The sequence below is a fragment of the Cupriavidus sp. 05L310 genome (genome assembly GCF_056398185.1).
The window spans coordinates 25,229-45,290 of the sequence record NZ_JBFTOX010000018.1 but is presented as its reverse complement, the minus strand read 5'-3'; the positions used below and the strand labels follow the sequence as shown (position 1 = coordinate 45,290).

Here is a 20,062-nt window from a genome sequence, read left to right as displayed (position 1 = left end):
GTTCCGAAATCTCCCGGCGTAAGGGTTCCACCCGAAGCGGGTTGCTGCCGGCGTTGCGGCCGAGTGCAGCCTTCGGCGCGGCGGCAAAGACCGCCGCGGGAGCGGCGGTGCGGGATTTGGCGCGCGCTGCGGTGCCAGTGCGGCCTGCCCTGCATTGCACGGCGGGCCGCATGGTTTCCGGTACGCTCAAGCGGCCTTGACGAAGACCTTGAGCTCTTCCAGCAGCGCGTTGAGATCGGCCTTCAGCTTGCCGAACCCGGCGTTGTGCACGAGGCCGACTTCGTCCATGTACAGCTTGCGGTTGATCTCGAGCTGCAGGCTGTGGCGCTTCTGTGCCGGCTGGCCCACCACGCGCACGATCTCCACGCCCTTATAGGGGTGGTTGCGCCAGACGTCGTAGCCCATCTCCTTGAGCACGCCTTCGACGCGGTCCGTGAAGCGCGTATCGCAGGTGGTGCCGTCGCGGTCGCCGACCACGAAGTCGGGATGCTGCAGCCCCGGATGCTCGGTGGCGTACTGCGCCGCTTCGCTGGGCATCGAGTGGCAGTTGATGTGCCACGCGCTGCCATGGCTGGCGATAGCCTGGTCGGCCAGCTTCTGCAGCTGGGCGTAGTAGGGCAGGTAGTACTGCGCAATGCGCGCCTGCACCTCGGCCACGCTCAGCTTGCGGTCGTAGATGGCTTCGCCGGTATCCAGCACGCGCCACACCAGCCCCTTGCCGAGTCGGGTCTTCGAGGTTTCCTGGCGCGGGCCGGGCCAGGGCGCGTCCAGCACGGCCTCGTCGATTTCCTCGATGCCGCGGTTGGCATCGAGGTAGCTGCGCGGGAAGCCCGCGCACAGCAGCGCAATGCCGCGTGCGGGAGCGTCGGCGTACAACTCGTCGACGAAGGTGTCTTCGGCCTGGCGCAGCAGCGCCAGGGGCAGGCCGGCGGCCGGCCGGAAATCAGCCGGGTAGCTGGTGGCGCTGTGCGGGGAATCGAGAAAGAGCGGGCTGCTCTCGCCTTGCGGCAGTTGCAGGAGGTAAGGGCTGAGCCCGGTCTTTCGGTCTGCTTCCGTCATGATGGGTGTCGGTTAATCCAGGGTGATCTTGGCTGCGGCGGCGATGCGTTTGTTCTTCGCGACTTCGGATTTGATCTGCGCGGCGAACTCGGCCGGTGTATTGCCAACCGGCACCGCACCCAGCTTCTCCAGCTTAGCCTTTACTTCGGGCATCGCCAGTACCTTGACAGCGGCGTTGTGCAGCTTGGTCTGCACGTCGGCGGGCAGGCCGGCCGGCGCGATCAGGCCGAACCAGGCGGCATCGTTGACTTCGGGCAGGCCGAGTTCGGCGAAGGTCGGCACATTGGGCAGGGCCGGCACGCGCTTGGGCGAGGCTACGGCCAGGGCGCGCAGCTTGCCGCCTTCGATAAAGGGCAGCGACGAGGGCAGGTTGTCGAACAGCACCTGCACCTGGTTGGCCAGCGCGTCGTTCAGCGCGGGGCCCACGCCCTTGTACGGCACGTGCAGGAGTTCGGTCTTGCTGCTCATCTTGAACAGTTCGCCCATCATGTGCGAGACGCTGCCGTTGCCGGCCGAGCCGTAAGCCATCTTGTTCGGCTGGCTCTTGGCCAGGGCGATGAAGGCCTTCATGTCGTTGGCCTTCACAGCCGGGTTGATGCTCATCACGTTGGGCACCGAAGCCAGGTTGGTGATGGTGGTGAAGTCCTTGGTGGCATCGTAGGACAGGCGCGGGTACACAGCGGGGTTGATGCCATGCGTGGAAGCCGTGGCGATGCCCAGGGTGTAGCCGTCCGGCGCGGCCTTGGCCAGGTAGCCGGTACCGATGCTGCCGCCGGCGCCGCCGCGGTTGTCCACCACCACGGTCTGGCCCAGTTGCTGGCCGAGCTTGTCGGCCACGATGCGCGCGACGATGTCGGTGGTGCCGCCTGCGGGGAACGGCACGATCAGCGAGATCGGCTTGGTCGGGTAGCTGCCCTGGGCCGCGGCCGAAAGCGACAGGCCAGCGGCGGCGGCGCCAGTGGCGGCGGCAAGGAGGCGGAGCATGTTACGGCGTTGCATGGTTCGGTTCCTGAATGGAGGGAGAGAGGGGAGAAAAAGGGCTTTCGCGATTCTGCTTGTTTGGGCAACGACACCGCAAACGAATTAAAATCGTGGGATCATTCCGTTTGGTAGCGAAGTAAGGGGTTATCTATGCGGCGCTTGTGTCCGTCGCTGACTGAATTGCAGGCCTTCGAGGCCGCCGCGCGCTACAACAGTTTTACCGCCGCGGCGAGGGAGCTCCATGTCACGCAGGGTGCGGTGAGCAAGCAAGTGCGCAGCCTGGAAGCCTTTCTCGGCGTGGAGTTGTTCGAGCGCGTGCGCCAGCGCCTGATGCTCACGGATGCCGGCCAGCGCTACCTGGACCGTATCCGGCCCAGCCTGACCGAGATCGAAGCCGCCACGGTGGAACTGATCGCCCGGCAGGGCCGCGGCGGCACCTTGCACATTGCCAGCATGCCCACGCTTGGCGCCAAGTGGCTCATCCCGCGCCTGCCGCAGTTTTTCGAGAAACATCCCGACGTCAGCCTGGAGTTCGTGCCGCATGCGCAGGGCTACGATTTTTCCCAGCCCGACCTCGACGCCGCCATCCGTTTCGGCGATGGCATGTGGCCGGGCAGCCTGGCCGACTACATGACCGGCCGCGAAGTCCTGCCGGTGTGCCGGCCCGCCCTGCTGGCGGGCGAGCCCGAAGGGATGGTGCGCACGCCTTCGTCCCTGCTGCGCTTTCCCCTGCTGCATCACACCACCGTGCCCGAAGCCTGGCCCGACTGGTTCGCCGAGCTTGGCGTCGCCACGCGCAAGGCGTGGAGCGGCGCGCGCTTCGACCAGTTCTCGCTGCTTACCCAGGCGGCGATGTCCGGGCTTGGCGTCGCGCTGATCCCGCGCTGCCTGATCGAGGAAGAGCTTGCCACCGGCGTGCTGGTGGTGGCGCATCCGGCACGGGTGCTGAGCAAGAAGGGCTACTACCTTTGCTATCCGGAGCAGAAACAGCATCTGCCGGCCCTGCAAACCTTCCGCCAGTGGGTGATGGAAGGGGTCGACGTGGTGGCATGACGGACCCTTTGTAATCAAGACTTACGTTTTTCCGCAAACGATTTTCCGGCCGACTGCGTTTAAGAGATATGTCAGCCATGACGGCCCCGGGGGGCTAGTGGCGCCGGGGCCTGGACTGGAGAATCTCATGTGCGGGTCGACATTTCCCTTCCCTGTTTTGCCCACGGCCAGCCTCGTACGGATTGTCGACGCTACGCTGTCCGGCTGCGCGATCTTGCCGGCGCGGCCTGCCACCACTATCGCGCGCCGGTCTTTGCCTACTGACGCGGCGGGGGCGGGCGCGGCATTCACGGAGGATGAGCCGGCAAGGCGGGACCAGAGCCATTGAGCGACAAAGCAGCAACCAGCAGGGCGGCAGGTCGCCACGCCGCCCCGGTGCAAGACGCGGACTTCCGGGAGAGCAACGCATGACCACCACCGCCACGACAACCGCAGCCATCGCGGTCAACCGCTTCGGGCTGGGCGCGCGCCCCGACGAATCCCCGCCCGCCGATCCGCGTGGCTGGCTGCTCGACCAGTTCGAGCGCTACCAGGCCAGGCCGGCGCCCTGGAGCGGGCAGCCCGATACGGCGGCGCTGGCCGGCGCGTATGGCGCCCAGCAGCGCGAGGTCCGCCAGTCGCAGGCTGACGTCAAAGCCGCCGCTCGCCAGCAGTTGCAGCGCGAGACGCGCGAGGCCTATCGCAATGCCGTGGACGCACGCGTGACGAGCGCGCTGGTTACGCCCGCGCCGTTCGTCGAGCGGCTGGTGCACTTCTGGTCCAATCACTTCGCGGTCTCGGTCGAGAAGCCGGCGGTAGCCGCGCTGGCCGGCGCATTCGAGGCCGAGGCGATCCGCCCGCACGTGCTTGGGCGCTTCGAGGACATGCTGGTGGCGGTGGAGCGGCATCCCGCCATGCAGATCTTCCTGGATCAGGTGCGCTCGATCGGGCCGGACAGCATGGCCGCGCAGCGCGCGCCCGGACGGCAGCTCGGGCTGAACGAAAACCTGGCGCGCGAAATCCTGGAGTTGCATACGCTGGGTGTGCGCAGCGGCTACCAGCAGGCCGACGTCACCGAGTTCGCGCGCGCGCTGACCGGCTGGAGCATTGGTGGCCTTGGTGCCCGCGCAGAAGGCGAGCCAGGGTACTTCGAGTTCCGGCCGCGCCTGCATGAGCCCGGCGCCCGGACCATCCTGGGCCGCACCTACGCGCAGCAAGGCGAGGCGCAGGCACTGGCGGTGCTGCACGATCTCGCGCACAGCGAAGCCACCGCGAACCATCTCGCCACCAAGCTGGCGCGGCACTTCGTCGCCGATACGCCGCCGCCGGCACTGGTGACACGTTTGTCAGATGCATACCTGCGCAGCGGCGGCGCGCTGTCCGAGGTGTATCGCGCACTGGTGGAATCGCCCGAGGCGTGGGCCGGCGCGCCGGCCAAGTTCAAGACGCCGTGGGAGTGGGCCGTGTCCTCGCTGCGCGGGCTGGGGCTGCGCGAACCGGGCGCGCAGCATTTCGCGCCAATGCTGACCCAGCTTGGCCAGCCGGTCTGGCGGCCGGGATCGCCCGCGGGCTACGACGACATCGCCGCGAGCTGGGCCGCGCCCGATGCGCTGGTGCGGCGGGTGGAACTGGCGCAGCGCCTGGCCGCGCGCGTCGGCGACCGGCTCGATGCGCGCGAGCTTGGTCCCCGGCTGCTCGCCGGTTCGTTGTCCGCACCGACCGCCGGCGCCATCGCACGCGCCGAAAGCGCCCAGACCGCGCTGGCCTTGCTGCTGGTCTCGCCCGATTTCCAAAGGAGGTGATCGCCATGTTTTCCCGCCGAGATTTCCTGCGCGCCACCGCCGGCGCGGGCGCCATGCTTGCACTGCCACGCCTCACGCTGGCCAGCGTGGATTCCGACCGGCGCTTTGTCTTCGTCATCCAGCGCGGCGCCGCCGACGGCCTGAACACCGTGATTCCCTACGCCGATCCCGGCTACGCCCGCCTGCGCGGCGCGCTCGCCATCGACGCCACGCAGGCCACGCGGCTCGACGGCACATTCGCGCTGCATCCCGCGCTGGCGGAGACGGCGCGTCTCTATGCCGCCGGGCAGGCGCTCTTTGTGCAGGCGGTGGCATCGCCTTACCGCGAGCGCTCGCACTTCGACGGCCAGAATGTGCTGGAGACCGGCGGCAACGCGCCCTACCAGGTCAAGGACGGCTGGCTGAACCGGCTGGTGGGCATGCTGCCGAAGCGGACCGATAACGCGATCGCCTTCGCGCCGACCGTCCCGGCAGCCTTGCGCGGGACGGCCGATGTCAGCTCCTATGCGCCATCGGCCTTGCCGGCCGCGCCGGATGACCTGCTGGCGCGTGTCGGGCAGCTCTACGAGATGGATGCGCAACTGCATCCGCTCTGGAACGCCGCGATGCAAGCCCGCGGACTCGCCGGCGATGCCGGCGCGCGCCAGGACCCGGCGAGCCTGGGACGCCTTGCCGCCGGCTTCCTGGCGCGGGCGGACGGGCCTCGCATCGCCATGATCGAAACCGGCGGCTGGGACACGCACAGCGCACAGGCGCCGCGGCTGGCTGCCAGGCTCAAGGCGCTGGACGCCATGCTGGCGGCGCTGCGCGACGGGCTGGGCCCGTCATGGGAACGCACCACGGTACTGGTGGCTACCGAGTTCGGACGCACCGCCGCCGCCAACGGCACCGGCGGCACCGATCACGGCACGGCGGCGGCGGCGATGCTGATGGGCGGCGCCGTCAAAGGCGGGCGGGTGCTGGCTGACTGGCCGGGCCTGGCGCCGGGTGCGCTCTACCAGGGACGCGATCTCGCGCCAACGACGGAACTGGACGGATTGATCGCCGCGGCAGCGGCACAAAGCTTCGGGCTGGATGGCGAGCGCGTGGCGCGCACGCTGTTCGGACGCGGGGGCGGGCAGGGGGGGATGCTGGGCGGACTGCTGCGCGCCTGAGTCAGGCGCGCGGCAGTCCAGGCCCGGGTGATGCCGGATATTGCCGGTTACTTGGAGAGCAGGCGCATCGCCTGCTCCAGGCCGGCGAGCGTGACGGGATACATCCGCGACTTCATGATCTGGTTGATCACCGTCACCGATTGCCGATACTGCCACAGCCCTTCCGGTTCAGGGTTAAGCCACACAAAGCGCGGGAACTGCTCGATCAGCCGGTTGAGCCAGACCGCGCCCGCTTCCGGATTGTTGTACTCCACCGACCCGCCGGGCTGCAGGATTTCATACGGACTCATGGTGGCGTCGCCGACAAAGATCACCTTGTAGTCCGGCGTGTACTTGTGGATCAGGTCCCAGGTAGCGATCTTCTCCGCATGGCGGCGGCGATTGTTCTTCCACACGTAGTCATACACGCAGTTGTGGAAGTAGTAGTACTCAAGGTGCTTGAACTCGGTCTTGGTCGCCGAGAACAATTCCTCCACGCGCTTGATGTGGTCGTCCATCGAGCCGCCCACATCCATCAGCATCAGTACCTTGACCTTGTTGTGGCGCTCGGGCCGCAGCTTGATATCAAGCAGGCCCGCGTTGGCCGCGGTCGAGTGGATGGTGTCGTCCAGGTCCAGTTCGGTCTCGGCACCCTCGCGGGCGAACCGGCGCAGGCGGCGCAGCGCCACCTTGATATTGCGCGTGCCGAGTTCGACCTGATCGTCGTAATCCTTGTACGCCCGCGTCTCCCACACCTTGATGGCGGTGCGGTTGCCCTTGGAGGGACCGCCGATGCGGATGCCTTCCGGGTTATAGCCGCCATGCCCGAACGGCGAGGTGCCGCCCGTGCCGATCCACTTGTTGCCGCCCTCGTGTTTTTCCTTCTGCTCGTCGAGCAGCTGCTTGAGCCGCCCCATCAGCTTGTCGAGCCCGCCCATGGCTTCGATCTTGGCTTTTTCCTCGGCCGACAGCTCGCGCTCCAGCGTCTTCTGCAGCCAGTCCAGCGGAATGTCGGATTTCCAGTCGACCAGGCTTTCCACGCCCTTGAAGTAGGCCGCGAAGGTCTGGTCGAACTTGTCGAAGTGCTTCTCGTCCTTGACCAGCGTCATGCGCGACAAGTAGTAGAACTCGTCGATCGACGGCGTGATGACCTCGGACTTGAGGGCTTCCAGCATGGTCAGGTATTCCTTGACCGACACCGGCAGCTTGGCGTGGCGCAGCGAGAAGAAGAAATCGATCAGCATGGTGGTCTCGCTTAAAGTTTTCCGGAGCGGGGGCGGTGGTTCGCGGGCGTGTTCACGATGCGCGCCCAGGCAGGTCCAGGCGGTATTGCAGGTGGCGCTTCACGGTCGGCCATTCGCTGGCGATGATGGAGAACACCACGGTGTCGCGCAGAGAGCCGTCGGGCATGCGCTGGTGGTTGCGCAGCACGCCGTCCTGCTTGGCGCCGAGACGGGCGATGGCAGTGCGGCTCTGATGGTTCATCCAGTGCGTGCGGAATTCCACCGCGATGCACGCCAGCTGCTCGAACGCGTGCGTGAGCAGCATCAGCTTGCATTCGGTATTGACCGCGCTGCGCTGCACGCGCTGCGCGTGCCAGGTATGGCCGATCTCCAGGCGCCGGTGCGTGCCGTCGACGTTGAAGTAGCGGGTCGCGCCCACCACCGCGCCCGGCACGCCGTCGCGGATCTCGCGGATCACGAACGGCATCGCGCCCTGTTGCTCGCGCATCTGCAGCGCGGTGTCGAGCCAGGCGCGGACCTGGTCAGGCGCCGGCACCGAGGTGTACCACAGCTTCCACAGTTCGCCGTCCGCGACCGCGGCCTGTACCTCCGCTTCATGCTCGGGGCGCAGCGGTTCCAGCAAGGCGTGCTGGCCGCGCAGGGTGATGGGTTCGATAAAACGTGCCATGGCTTGGTGGTCCGATGCCGTTGCGGTGCCTGGCTGTGTTCAGCGATTGGCGCGGTTCATGAACACCAGGCGCTCGAACAGGTGCACGTCCTGTTCGTTCTTCAGCAGCGCGCCGTGCAGCGGCGGGATCGCGGCCTTCTTGTCCGGGCTCTTGAGTGCTTCGGGCGGGATGTCCTCGGCCATCAGCAGCTTGAGCCAGTCGATCAGTTCGGAGGTGGAGGGCTTCTTCTTCAGGCCCGGCAGGTTGCGCATTTCATAGAAGGACTCGAGCGCGGCGGCCACCAGCTCGCGCTTGATGCCGGGATAGTGCACGTCGACGATGCGCTGCATGGTCTCGGCGTCGGGGAACTTGATGTAGTGGAAGAAGCAGCGGCGCAGGAAGGCGTCGGGCAGTTCCTTCTCGTTGTTCGACGTGATGATCACCAGCGGGCGGTGGCGCGCCTTGACCAGCTCGCGCGTCTCGTACACATAGAACTCCATGCGGTCGATTTCGCGCAGCAGGTCGTTGGGGAATTCGATGTCGGCCTTGTCGATCTCGTCGATCAGCAGCACCACTTGCTGGTCGGCCTCGAAGGCCTGCCACAGCACGCCCTTGATGATGTAGTTGCGGATATCGTGGACGCGGTCATCGCCCAGTTGCGAGTCGCGCAGGCGCGACACCGCGTCATATTCGTACAGGCCTTGCTGTGCCTTGGTGGTGGACTTGATATGCCACTGCAGCAGCGGCATGCCGAGCGCCGCCGCCACCTCCTCGGCCAGCATGGTCTTGCCGGTGCCGGGCTCGCCCTTGATCAGGAGCGGGCGCTGCAGGGCGCGGGCCGCGTTGACGGCCAGCTTGAGGTCATCGGTGGCGACGTACTGCTGCGTGCCTTCGAAACGGGACTGCTGGTTCTGGCTGGCGTTGGTGGTGTTGGACATGAGGCAACCTGAGGGGTTTGTGCGTGTCGGAATGGGCCAGTATAAAAGAGCTTTCCGGTTCGCGTGTGGCTCGCCGCTCCATGGCTGGACTGTCACGTGCAGCCTGCTGTACAATGCGGCGGTTTGACGCGCCCCCCACGTCCACGACTCCACCCCCACGCTCTGTCCGCCTTGTCACTCCCGCGGTCCTTGCCGGGAGGCGGCAATCGACAAGAGATGGTTCCAGAATGAGGCGGAGACAGCGCCGACATGCCTGGCAGTGCCCAGGTGTCCGGCCCAAGCTGGCGGCCCACACTGGCAGCGCCGCATCCGGCCGCAGGCCGATGCGATCCTGCCGGATGCATTCTGAAGCCATTTCCGACCGGTCGGGCAGGTCACGCAGGGTTTAACACTTCCAATCAGCTACGACAATGAAAAAGCTCCTCACAATGGTGGTGCTGGGCGCGGCCGCAACGGCTGCGCAAGCCCAGGAAGTCAAGGGCAATGTGGACGCCGCCAAAAACAAGGTCGCGATGTGTATTGGTTGCCATGGTATTCCCGGCTATCGGGCCTCCTTCCCCGAGGTGTACCAGGTGCCCCTGCTCGGTGGCCAGAACGCCAAATACATCGAGAACGCGCTGAAGGAATACCAGAAGGGCGACCGCAAGCACCCGACCATGCGTGGCATTGCCGCGACCCTGACCGACCAGGACATCGCCGACGTGGCTGCCTACTACGCGCAGCAGACCTCCGGCTCGCAAAACAACACCCAGAAGTAAGAGGACCCATCCATGAATACGCTTAAGACGCTTTCGCTCGCGATCGGCGCACTCGTGCTGGGCGCCTCGGCCATCACGGCCTCGGCTGCCGACCTGGCCGCCGGCAAGGCGCTGGTGGAGAAGGGCAACTGCGTGGCCTGCCACGGTGCCGGCATGAACGCCCCGATCAGCCCGGATTACCCGAAGCTGGCCGGCCAGCACGCCGACTACCTGTACCACGCCCTGGTTGCCTACCAGATCACCACCAACCCGCAGGTGGGGCGCTCCAACGCCATCATGGCTGGCCAGGTCAATGCCAACCCCGGCGTGACGGGCAAGGACGGCAAGCCGCGGCCCTTCACGCGCGAGGAACTGAAGGACATCGCCGTCTACATCGAGTCGCTGCCGGGTGGCCTGGTTCTGAAGAAGTAAGCACCCCGCCGCCGGCACGCGCCGCGCGACGAAGAAAGAAAGCCGCTGATGTCCAGCGGCTTTTTTCTTGCTTGCGACACGAGGGCGGGACCTTGCCCGGCGCGCCGGGGCGCTCCGGGCAAGGTCCCGGGCCGGATCAGTTGCCGGTGCTCTCGGCCAGGCGCCGTGCCTTCACGGCATTGGCCAGCGTTTCCAGCACCTTCACCGAGTCATCCCAGCCGATGCAGGCATCGGTGACCGACTGGCCATAGGTGAGATCTTCCACCGGCGTACCCTGGATGTGATCCTGGCGGCCGCCTACCAGGTGCGACTCCACCATCACGCCGACGATGCGCTCGTCGCCTGCTGCCATCTGGCGGCCGATGTCCTCGCAGACCGGGATCTGGTTCTCGTGCTTCTTGCTGCTATTGGCGTGCGAGGCATCGATCATCAGGCGCGCGGCCAGGCCGGCCTTGGAGATGGCTTCGCAGGCTTCCTGCACGCTGGCGGCATCGTAGTTGGGCGTCTTGCCGCCGCGCAGGATGATGTGGCAATCCTCGTTACCGGATGTCGAGACAATGGCGGAGTGGCCGCCCTTGGTCACCGACAGGAAATGGTGGGGCTGCGAGGCAGCCTTGATCGCATCGACCGCGATCTTGACGTTGCCATCGGTGCCGTTCTTGAAGCCTACCGGGCACGACAGCCCGGAGGCCAGTTCACGGTGCACCTGGCTCTCGGTGGTGCGCGCGCCGATGGCGCCCCAGCTGACCAGGTCCGCGATGTACTGCGGGCTGATCATGTCGAGGTATTCGGTGCCGGTCGGCACGCCCAGTTCGCTGATATTCAGCAGCAGTTCGCGGGCGGTGCGCAGGCCATCGTTGATCTTGAAACTGCCATCCATATGCGGATCGTTGATCAGCCCCTTCCAGCCCACCGTGGTGCGCGGCTTCTCGAAATACACCCGCATCACCACTTCCAGTTCCCCGGCGAAACGGTCGCGCTGGACCTTGAGCAGCTTGGCGTACTCGAGCGCGGCGCGGGTGTCGTGGATGGAGCAGGGGCCGATGATGACGATCAGGCGGTCATCCATGCCGTGCAGGATCCGGTGCATGGCCTGGCGAGCGCCGTAGATCACGTCGGACGCCTTTTCTGAGCAGCCGAATTCGCGGATCAGGTGCGCCGGCGGCAACAATTCCTTAAGTTCGCGAATGCGCAGGTCGTCGGTGTTCTTCAGCATGATGGCTCCGGATTTTGTAGGGTCGTGTGTTTGGGGTGTCTGGGCTAGAGCTTGGTGCGGGCCGGGATAAAAAAAGCCGCCAGGTTCGCTGGCGGCTTTTTTTGAATTCTGGAGGCACTTACGATCGTCCCTCTCCATCCGCCAGCGGTGCGAGATCGCTAAAAAAGTAAAAATAAAACTTAGCGGACATGGATGGGATCAGGCTCAACTGGCGTCGGTTATTTGCGGCAACGCGTCACGAGATGGCAGAAAATTGCGCCAAGCCTGTCAAATCTGCGGGCTGCGGCGGTTGATCATCGGGCAACGAAGCATCTTTATAGCGCGTTTTCAGGGGCTTGGCAAGCGTCCGGCAGTACCCCCGGCACATTTTCGAGCCGCCTCGTGGCGGGCCCCGGATCGAGCTCCAGCCCGCGCATTACGGCGGCAGTGCGATTCTCCACCCCCAGCTTCACGTACACATGCTGCAGGTGCTTTTGCACGGTGCGGGCACTGATGCCGAGCATGGTGGCGATCTCGCGATCCGTCTTGCCATGCGCCAGCCAGCGCAGCACCTGCTGCTCGCGCACGGTCAGCCTGGCGAGCATGGAGACCGCATGGACGTCCTGGCTAAGGCTCGATGTACGCATTGCGGCAGATAAGGGCCAGCGCGGCGGTACGCAATGCTGCGTATTGGCGCGCTCCCGTGTGTGAACCAACATGGATGAGGCCAGTATAGGCGCAGCCGGCGCGCGCAGCGGCGCGGTGGCGGCCCCTGCACAGGTTTGCCCGGGGGAAGACAGGCGAACGTGGCGTGCCAGGCTTGTCCGGCACGGGCGGGGCCATTTGGGAGGAGTAAAACACCATGCCGATCGACGAAGGGAGGCTGAAGGCCTTCATGGATCAGTTCGTCCAGGATTTGGGGGCGGTCATGCATGCCGCGACCATCGTGCTGGGCGATGCGCTGGGGCTTTACAAGGCCCTGGCCGAGAAGCCGATGACCGTACAGGTGCTGGCCGAGAAGACGCACACGGATGAACGCTATCTGCGTGAGTGGCTGTCCGCGCAGGCGGCCAGCGGCTATGTCGCCTATGACGCGGCGAGCGAGATGTTCAGCCTGACGGAGGAGCAGGCATTCGCGCTGGCCCAGGAGGGCAGTCCCGCCTTTATTCCGGGCGCCTTCCAGATCGCGGTGGCACAGTTCAAGGCGATCCCCAAGATGGTGGATGCCTTTCGCAACGGGCGCGGACTTGGCTGGCATGAGCACGATCCGTCGCTGTTCCACGGCACGGAACGTTTCTTCCGGCCGGGCTATGCCGCGCACCTGACTTCGGAGTGGATTCCGGCGCTCGAAGGGGTGCAGGCCAGGCTGCAGGCGGGCGCGCGCGTGGCCGACGTGGGCTGCGGGCATGGCGCCTCCACCATCATCATGGCCCAGGCTTATCCCGCATCGGAATTCCACGGCTTCGACTACCACGAGCCATCGATCCGCTTCGCCACCGAGGCGGCGGCGCGCGCCGGCCTGCGTGATCGGGTGCATTTCGAGGTGGCAAAAGCCAAGGAGTATGGCGGCAAGGACTACGACCTCGTGGCCGTGTTCGATTGCCTGCACGATATGGGAGATCCGGTTGGCGCGGCCGCCCACGTGCGCGAGACCTTGCGCCCGGACGGCACCTGGATGATCGTCGAGCCTTTCGCCAATGACCGGCTGGAGGAGAACCTGAATCCGGTCGGGCGGGTGTACTACTCTGCCTCGACCTTCATCTGCACGCCGGCGTCGCGTTCGCAGGAGGTGGGCCTGTGCCTGGGCGCCCAGTCGGGCGAGGCGCGCATGCGCTCGGTGGTGCAGCAGGGCGGTTTTTCGCGCTTCCGCCGGGCGGCGCAAACGCCGTTCAATCTGATCTACGAGGCGCGGCCCTGAAGGGAAGAGCGGCCGCGCCCGGCGCCAAGCCTGGCCTCAGGCGGTGCCGCCCACCGTCATGTTTTCGATGCGCAGTGTCGGCTGGCCCACGCCCACCGGCACGCTCTGGCCTTCCTTGCCGCATACGCCCACGCCCGAGTCCAGGCGCATGTCGTTGCCGATCATGGTGACGTCCTTGAGCGATTCCGGACCGTTGCCGACCAGCGTGGCGCCCTTGACCGGCGCGGTGATCTTGCCATCCTCGATCAGGTAGGCCTCGCTGGCGGAGAAGACAAACTTGCCGTTGGTGATGTCGACCTGGCCACCGCCGAAGTTGACCGCGTAGAGGCCGCGCTTGACGCTGGCGATGATCTCCTGCGGATCCCGGTTGCCGTTGAGCATATAGGTGTTGGTCATGCGCGGCATCGGCAGCGCGGCGTAGCTTTCGCGGCGCGCGTTGCCAGTCACCGGCATCTTCATCAGGCGCGCGTTGAGCGTGTCCTGCATATAGCCCTTGAGGATGCCGTCCTCGATCAGCGTGGTGCACTGGGTGGGGTTGCCCTCGTCGTCGAGGTTGAGCGAGCCGCGGCGGTTGGCCAGCGTGCCGTCGTCCACCACGGTCACGCCCTTGGCCGCCACCCGCTCGCCCATGCGGCCGGCGAAGGCCGACGAGCCCTTGCGGTTGAAGTCGCCTTCCAGCCCGTGGCCGATGGCTTCGTGCAGCAGCACGCCGGGCCAGCCCGGGCCGAGCACGACCGTCATGGCGCCGGCGGGAGTCGGGCGTGCCTCGAGATTGACCAGGGCCGAGGCCACCGCTTCATCCACATACTTCTGCAGCAGTTCGTCGCTGAAATATCCGTAGGCATAGCGGCCGCCACCACCGGAGGAGCCGATCTCGCGGCGCCCGTTCTGCTCGGCGATCACCGTGACGGAGACCCGCACCAGCGGCCGCACGTCGGCGGCGATGACGCCGTCGCTGCGCGCCACCAGGACCACGTCGTACTCTCCGGCCAGACCCGCCATGACCTGCACCACGCGCGGATCCTTGGCGCGCGCCATGCGTTCCACGCGTTCGAGCAGCGCTACCTTGTCGGCGGCTTCCATCGAATCGAGCGGGTCGTTGGGCGAGTACAGGTTGCGCCCGCCCTGGGAGGCCATCTTGCCCGCCACCTTGACGCGGCCGCTGCCGGCGCGGCCGATGGTGCGGGTCGCGGCCCCGGCCTTCAGCAGGGCGTCGAGGCTGATGTCGTCGGAGTAGGCGAAGGCCGTCTTGTCGCCGGACACGGCGCGTACGCCGACGCCCTGGTCGATGCTGAAGCTGCCCGATTTGACGATGCCTTCTTCCAGGCTCCACGCTTCGTTGCGGGTGTACTGGAAGTACAGGTCGGCGTAGTCGACCTTATGGGTGAAGATGTCCGCCAGCACGCGCTGCAGCTTCACTTCGTCGAGGCCGTAGGGAGCCAGCAGCAATTGCTGGGCGGTGGCGAGGTTGCGGATTCCGAGGTCGCCGGCGTTCATGGTTGTCCTTTATCGTCGTGCCGCGGCGGCGCCAAGGCGCCGCCGCGTGGAAATCTGGGGATGTTGGCGGCTCCGGGGAGCCGGCCTTGTCTGGTTGTACATCCTACAGCACCCGATGGCGCAGCGCAGGCAGGTTCTGCCTCACTTCGTCCAGGCGCGCGGGATCGATCAGTCCGCTCACCACGCCTTCGCCTTCCGGCAGCACCGCCATCACCTCGCCCCAGGGATCGATCAGCATGGAGTGGCCCCAGGTGCGGCGGCCGTTCTCGTGCTTCCCGCCCTGTGCCGCGGCCAGCACATAGCACTGGTTTTCAATGGCGCGGGCACGCAGCAGGATTTCCCAGTGCGCCTGGCCGGTGGTGTAGGTGAAGGCGGCCGGCATCAAAATCAAGCTGGTGCCGCCGCCAGCGGCGGCGAGCTGGCGATAGAGTTCCGGGAAGCGCAGGTCGTAGCAGACCGACATGGCGACGCGGCCACAGGGCGCCTCGAAGCTGGCCGGGGTATTGCCGGCCAGGATGGTACGAGATTCGTCGTAGCTTTCGGTGCCCCGCGTAAAGCCGAACAGGTGAATCTTGTCGTAGCGCGCCACGCGTTCGCCGCGCGGGTCGTAGGCGAGCGAGGTGTTGTAGACGCGTGCCTCGTCCTCGCACCACAAGGGCAAGGTGCCGCCTACCAGCCAGATGCGGTGGCGGCGAGCGGCGCCGGCCAGGAAGGCCTGGATCGGACCGTCACCGTCGCGCTCGCGGATGGCGACCTTGTCGCTTTCGCGCAGTCCCATCATGCAGAAGTACTCCGGCAGCAGCACCAGTTCGGCGCCGCCCTGCGCCGCTTGCGCGATCAGCGCTTCGGCGCGGGCCAGGTTGGCCTCGGGCGAGACACCGCTGACTGTCTGGATCGCAGCGACGCGAAATGGTGCCGCGCTGGCGGCTTGGGCGGAGGCGGTTGCGGTCATGAAGCGGTTTCCTTGGCTGGCGGCGGCTGCAGGGGAGCGAATCCGCCCCATCCGTGCGGCTCGGCCAGATCCTGGCGGCGGCGCAGCCGGACTTGCCGGGCATCGGCGATCGCTTTGGACCCGGGCCTTGGCCGTTCATGCAAACGGGTCGGTCATGGTGCCGGGTAGACGCGATTCGACGGGCCCTGCACAGGGGGCGTGTCGGCCCTATTCTCCCCCACTTTGGTAATCTGCGGGTTCGCCCAGCCGCCGCTGATGCGGTACCGGCGGCTAAAGGCCTTGGAGAATTCATCGGCGAACATCAACTGGGCAGCCAGCGTGCCGATGCCCAGCGCCGGATTGATAAAGGCTGCTGCCACCGAGGCGGACGTGGCGTTGATACGCGGCACCACCGTCACATCGAGGTCCTGCGTCTCGCGCGGGATATTCGCGCTGCCCGCCATCGAGGCCCGCAGTTGCGCGCCCTTGAGCGCGAAGTCCTTGGTGCTGGCCACGCCGCTCTCGATAGTACCGGTGCCCGTGATCTCGTCGAACACCATGCCCTGGCCCGCCACGCCGCGGAAGTCGAAGGTGGCCAGCCGCATCAGGCCCTGCAGGCTGAGCACGCCCAGCAGCTTGGCCGCGCCCGGATCCACGCTGAGGATCTGGCCATTCTCCAGCTTGAGCTTCATCTGGCCCGACAAGGTGGGGTAGTCGATTGACATCGGCGAGCCGCGCCACGCCACCCGGCCCTCGAAGGTGCCGTGGCTGTCGGCCAGGATGTGCGGCAGGCCCATGCGTTCAAGCACCTGGCCGCCGTTGCGGACATCGAGCTTGAAATCGAGCCGCGTGCGGCGCTCCGCATCGGCCCCTTCGCGCAGCCGGCGCGGCATGCGCCAGCTGCCGCTGCCGGTGAAGGTGGCGCCGGGTTGTTCGATGACAAGGCGCTCCAGCGTCCATGCCGGCTCGCCGCCGCTATCGCCGGAGTGCGCCTTGACCTCCAGCTTGCCGAAATCGCGGCCGTGCAGTTCGAAGCGATCGGCCACCAGGTCAATCGCTGGCAACTCGCTCGTATTGTCGGCCAGCGTCTCGGCAACGTTGCCCGCATCGGTGGTGTCGGGGATATTCAGGCGCGAAAGACGCAGCGTCAGCGCCCCTGCCGGCGTGGCTGCATCGCTACGCCAGCGCAGGTTGCCCGCGATCTGGCGAGAATCGATCTGAACGGTCCAGCCGGCGCTCTCGCGGCTGGCCTCCAGCACGACATCGTCGAGTTGCCGGCCATAGGCCTGCAGCGCGCGCACCCGCGCGGAGAACTTCTCCGGCATGAACGCGGAGGGCACGGTAACCGCGCCGGCGCCGGCGCCGGCCTTGCCGCTATCCGTGAGCAGGCCATGCCAGGCGTCGAGGTCGAAGCGGCCGGCGGTCAGCGCCGCCACGACGCCGCTGGCCGGTTGCGGCGCCGGCTGTTCGACGCCGATGCCGCCGGATTGCACTTCCATGCCATCGGCGTTGCGGCGCAGCACATAGCGCGCATTGAGCACGTTGCCGTACTGCACGAGCATCTCCTCGCTGCCGGCGCGGGCCGCGGCGGGCCGGAGCTCAAAGCGCAAGGGCAGGGCCTGGCTGGCGCTCTTGGCCAGCGGGGCAGGCATGCCCACCGCCAGGCCGGTCAATTCCGAAGTGACCGTGATCTGCGGCTGATGCTCGCGCACTCCGATCACCGCGCTATAGGCGGTACTGCCTTCCAGTTTCTGCGCCAGGCCGGCCATCGGCGAGCCGGTGAGCGCCTCGCGCATGCCCTGGGCGCTGGCATTGCCGCCGGCATTGACGCGTACCGTGCCGTCCGCCTGGCTGCCGCCGCTGGCGCGAATCTCGCCGCCGAGGAAACGGGCGCGCAGATCGTTGAGCTGGAAGCCGTGCTCGTTGAAGGCGACGACGCCGGTGGTGCCCGCCAGCACGGGCAATTGCGGGGTGAGCACCACATCGTTGCCCGGTAGCCGGAACTGGCCATCGACCTTGGCGTCCTGCGCCGCGGTGAGGGGAAGATCCAGCTTGAGGCGCAGCTCGCCATTGCCCTGGGCGCGCATGTCGCTGGTCACCTGGCCGGTCCAGTCGCGTACCGGGCTGGCGGCCACGAAGCGCAGGAAGCCCGTCATCGCTCCGCTGGCGCTGCCGTCCAGCACCAGGCGGCCGTGATCCGCCAGGTCGGCGATGCGGCCATTGACATCCTGCAGCGTGACGCCGGCAACGCCTTGCACGCCGGCACGCTGCGCCACGAAGGACAGTCCGCCGCGTTCGAACAGCAAGCGCCCGCTGATGTCGGTGAAGTTCGGCCACGCCTTGCCGCCGTTGCTGGCGCTGGCGGCGCTGCCCGGCGCCGCGCTCAGGTGGGGCGCGATCTGGTAGCTGACATGCTGGATCGGCACCTCGACCCGGAAGTCGCCGGCGCCTTCGTGCGGGCTGTGGAAGGGGAAGTGTTCCAGGTCGCCCTTGAGCAGGAACTGGACGTCGCTGGCTTCGCCTGTCACCAGGGCGCCGGCCAGGTACTGGCGTGTCGCGGCGGGGATGCCTGTGGGCAGGTAGCGCGGCACCCGGTTGACCTGGGCGCGCACCAGTTCGCCAGTGAGATCGGCAATGCCGCCGTGCCCGTCGCCGCCGGCATGCCAGGTACCACGCACGCTGCCTGCGGTATCCGCGTTGGCAAACTGCACGCCGTCGGTGCGCACCGCCAGCTTGCCGTTGTCGTTGGTCCAGCGCACTTCGCCGCTGATCTGGTCGAAGGGCAGGCGTGGCTCGTCGAACATGCCGGGGAACACCAGGGCGGCATTGCTGCCTTCGAAGCGGGCGCTTCCCTGCCTCTCGTCGAAACTGAAGCTGCCGGAGAGCCGCGCAAATCCTGGCACGCCCAGGTGGGGCTTGCCGCTGGCACCCGCCGGCGGGTTTGCGGGCTGGCTCAGCACCGAGACGTTGCGCAGCGTGCCCTGCACGTTGAAGTGGCGCTGGCCGTCGCGGCGGCTGAGTATGCCCTGGCGATCGCGGGTCCAGTTCACATCCAGGTTGTCGATATGGCCGGAGGGCTGGAGCGCGCGCAGCTGGCGCGACAAGGCGGTGTCGAGCGGCAGAGAGGTGGCCAGCGCGCGCACGGTGTTCAGGTCGAACGTGGGCGCCTTCAGCGTGAACTTGCGCAACTGGCCTTTGTTGTCGGTGGCCCAGCCCACCACCACCTTGCGCATGCCTTCGCGCCAGGCGCTTTCTCCGCTCGCCACGCTGGCGGCGGCGCTTGCCTCGGCTGCGGCGGCCGACGCCGCCGAGGCAGGCTGGTCTTGCCGTGCCTGCGGCACGGCCGGACCCTCGGCGGGTTCGGGCTGCCACAGCAGGGTGTCGATGGTGAGGATGTTGTCGCGGTCGCGGCCGGCGCGGTGCAGGACGAAGGCCTGGGCGCTGGCCAGCTTGAGTGGTTCGGGCGCGCCGGCCAGTTTCAGGTCCACGCCATTGGCGCGCAGCCTCGCCTGGCTGCGGGTGACTTGGCCGCCGCGGAATTCGATCGTGCCGTCGGTGCTGAAGGTGCCGCGCGCGACCCGCTCGAAGATCGCCGTGTAGCGTTGCAGTACCGGCAGCTCAAGCCGGCCGAGGTCCCAGCTGGCCTGCCCGTGCCAATTGCGCCAGTCGCCGGTGCGATGCAGGTAGTCATGGCGAAAATCCGCCTGCACCACGAGGGGGCGGGGCGCGAGCGTCGCCGACTGCGCTTCCAGTTTGAAGAGGTGGCGCGAACCCAGGCGCTGCACGCTGAGCTGGATATTGCCGACGTCGAGTTGGGGCAGGTGGTTCTTTTCGTCGAGCCAGCGGAGCTTGCCGTCGGTGAGTTCGACCTTGCCCTGGGACAGCAGCCAGTCGAACAGCCGGTTGTCTTGCGGCTGGGCGCCGGTAGTGTCCACGGCCAGCCCGGCTACCTGGAGTTTGCCGTCGGCGGAACGCCGTACCAGCAGGTCGGTATGGCTGGCGGAGATTCGCTGGAACAGCACGTCCATGCTTAACAGCGATCGCCATGACAACTTGCCGTCGAGCGTGCCGGCCGCCAGCAGCACACGCTGTTCGCCATCGACCGCCTTGACGTCGCGGGCATGGAAGGCAGGGTGCCAGCCGTCCCAGTACGTGTCCAGCTGGCCGATGCTCAAATGGGCCGCCAGCGCCACCGAGCCGCGCTGTTCCAGCCAGGTGCGGGCCGCCGAGGCCTCGGGCCAGAGCACGAAGCGGATCAGCAGGCCGGCCAGCATGGCGACCACCAGCAGCGACAGGGCCAGTCGTATCAAGACGCGGCCAAGGCCGCGCCACATGGGATGGCGCAAGGCTGCGAGCAGGACACGGCCGAGCGCGCGCGCCAATGCCAGCGGGCTCCGCCTGGAAAGTTGCAAAGGAGTAGAGCCTGCACCGGCGGCCCCGTCGAGCGCCGGCGTGCCGCCGGTGGTGGGGCCGGGCTCGGCGGGTGGGGTGGCGCGGCTGGACATGCGCAGATTAT

Annotated in this window: 16 protein-coding genes; 6 read left to right on the top strand and 10 right to left on the bottom strand. The window is 67.1% G+C overall.

Annotation, left to right across the window (positions count from 1 at the left end; translation table 11 throughout):
• Positions 1–186: 186 nt before the first annotated feature.
• Positions 187–1,059, bottom strand: coding sequence for an N-formylglutamate amidohydrolase (locus tag AC1DS6_RS15115; protein ID WP_441629944.1), 873 nt, complete (start codon positions 1,057–1,059; stop codon positions 187–189).
• A gap of 12 nt (positions 1,060–1,071) precedes the next feature.
• On the bottom strand, positions 1,072–2,058 hold the full coding sequence (locus tag AC1DS6_RS15110) for a tripartite tricarboxylate transporter substrate binding protein BugE (protein WP_441629946.1): 987 nt from the start codon (positions 2,056–2,058) through the stop codon (positions 1,072–1,074).
• A 132-nt stretch (positions 2,059–2,190) separates the two neighbouring features.
• On the opposite strand from AC1DS6_RS15110, the gene gcvA reads away from it, so the two are divergent.
• The 3 genes from gcvA (at position 2,191) to AC1DS6_RS15095 (ending at position 6,028) form a co-directional block, all read left to right on the top strand.
• A complete protein-coding gene (gcvA, locus tag AC1DS6_RS15105) occupies positions 2,191–3,093 on the top strand; it encodes a transcriptional regulator GcvA (RefSeq protein WP_035868553.1) in 903 nt (300 codons plus the stop codon).
• 407 nt (positions 3,094–3,500) lie between these two features.
• Complete coding sequence (locus tag AC1DS6_RS15100) at positions 3,501–4,874, top strand: DUF1800 domain-containing protein (protein ID WP_441629948.1); 1,374 nt, start codon at positions 3,501–3,503, stop codon at positions 4,872–4,874.
• Between the two features lie 5 nt (positions 4,875–4,879).
• Entirely contained in the window at positions 4,880–6,028 is a 1,149-nt protein-coding gene (locus AC1DS6_RS15095) for a DUF1501 domain-containing protein (RefSeq protein ID WP_441629950.1), read from the top strand.
• Positions 6,029–6,075: 47 nt separating this feature from the next.
• Here the strand turns inward: AC1DS6_RS15095 and AC1DS6_RS15090 are convergent, their stop codons facing one another.
• From AC1DS6_RS15090 to AC1DS6_RS15080, 3 genes are read right to left on the bottom strand one after another with little or no spacing between them, the layout of a single operon-like run.
• Entirely contained in the window at positions 6,076–7,251 is a 1,176-nt protein-coding gene (locus tag AC1DS6_RS15090) for a vWA domain-containing protein (protein ID WP_441629952.1), read from the bottom strand.
• A gap of 52 nt (positions 7,252–7,303) precedes the next feature.
• Complete coding sequence (locus AC1DS6_RS15085) at positions 7,304–7,918, bottom strand: GNAT family N-acetyltransferase (RefSeq protein ID WP_441629954.1); 615 nt, start codon at positions 7,916–7,918, stop codon at positions 7,304–7,306.
• A gap of 39 nt (positions 7,919–7,957) precedes the next feature.
• On the bottom strand, positions 7,958–8,836 hold the full coding sequence (locus AC1DS6_RS15080; protein WP_045238101.1) for an AAA family ATPase: 879 nt from the start codon (positions 8,834–8,836) through the stop codon (positions 7,958–7,960).
• 410 nt (positions 8,837–9,246) lie between these two features.
• Here AC1DS6_RS15080 and AC1DS6_RS15075 point away from each other — a divergent pair, with 410 nt between their 5' ends.
• Together AC1DS6_RS15075 and AC1DS6_RS15070 are read left to right on the top strand one after the other, a co-directional pair.
• Positions 9,247–9,594, top strand: coding sequence for a c-type cytochrome (locus AC1DS6_RS15075; RefSeq protein WP_045238100.1), 348 nt, complete (start codon positions 9,247–9,249; stop codon positions 9,592–9,594).
• Between the two features lie 12 nt (positions 9,595–9,606).
• Entirely contained in the window at positions 9,607–10,005 is a 399-nt protein-coding gene (locus AC1DS6_RS15070; protein WP_441629957.1) for a c-type cytochrome, read from the top strand.
• Between the two features lie 136 nt (positions 10,006–10,141).
• Here the strand turns inward: AC1DS6_RS15070 and aroG are convergent, their stop codons facing one another.
• Both aroG and AC1DS6_RS15060 read right to left on the bottom strand, forming a co-directional pair.
• A complete protein-coding gene (gene aroG / locus AC1DS6_RS15065; protein ID WP_441629959.1) occupies positions 10,142–11,221 on the bottom strand; it encodes a 3-deoxy-7-phosphoheptulonate synthase AroG in 1,080 nt (359 codons plus the stop codon).
• Positions 11,222–11,535: 314 nt separating this feature from the next.
• Positions 11,536–11,847 (bottom strand): helix-turn-helix domain-containing protein, encoded by a 312-nt coding sequence (locus AC1DS6_RS15060; protein ID WP_441629961.1) that lies wholly within the window; start codon positions 11,845–11,847, stop codon positions 11,536–11,538.
• A 215-nt stretch (positions 11,848–12,062) separates the two neighbouring features.
• On the opposite strand from AC1DS6_RS15060, the gene AC1DS6_RS15055 reads away from it, so the two are divergent.
• Positions 12,063–13,118, top strand: coding sequence for a class I SAM-dependent methyltransferase (locus AC1DS6_RS15055; protein WP_441629963.1), 1,056 nt, complete (start codon positions 12,063–12,065; stop codon positions 13,116–13,118).
• Between the two features lie 36 nt (positions 13,119–13,154).
• Here AC1DS6_RS15055 and tldD read toward each other — a convergent pair whose 3' ends face one another.
• The 3 genes from tldD to AC1DS6_RS15040 form a co-directional block, all read right to left on the bottom strand.
• The gene (gene tldD, locus AC1DS6_RS15050) at positions 13,155–14,615 is read right to left on the bottom strand and encodes a metalloprotease TldD (protein ID WP_276287790.1); all 1,461 of its coding nucleotides are present in this window, start codon (positions 14,613–14,615) and stop codon (positions 13,155–13,157) included.
• Positions 14,616–14,718: 103 nt separating this feature from the next.
• Entirely contained in the window at positions 14,719–15,567 is an 849-nt protein-coding gene (locus AC1DS6_RS15045; protein ID WP_035868525.1) for a carbon-nitrogen hydrolase family protein, read from the bottom strand.
• Positions 15,568–15,719: 152 nt separating this feature from the next.
• A complete protein-coding gene (locus AC1DS6_RS15040) occupies positions 15,720–20,051 on the bottom strand; it encodes a YhdP family protein (RefSeq protein WP_441629966.1) in 4,332 nt (1,443 codons plus the stop codon).
• Positions 20,052–20,062: the final 11 nt, after the last annotated feature.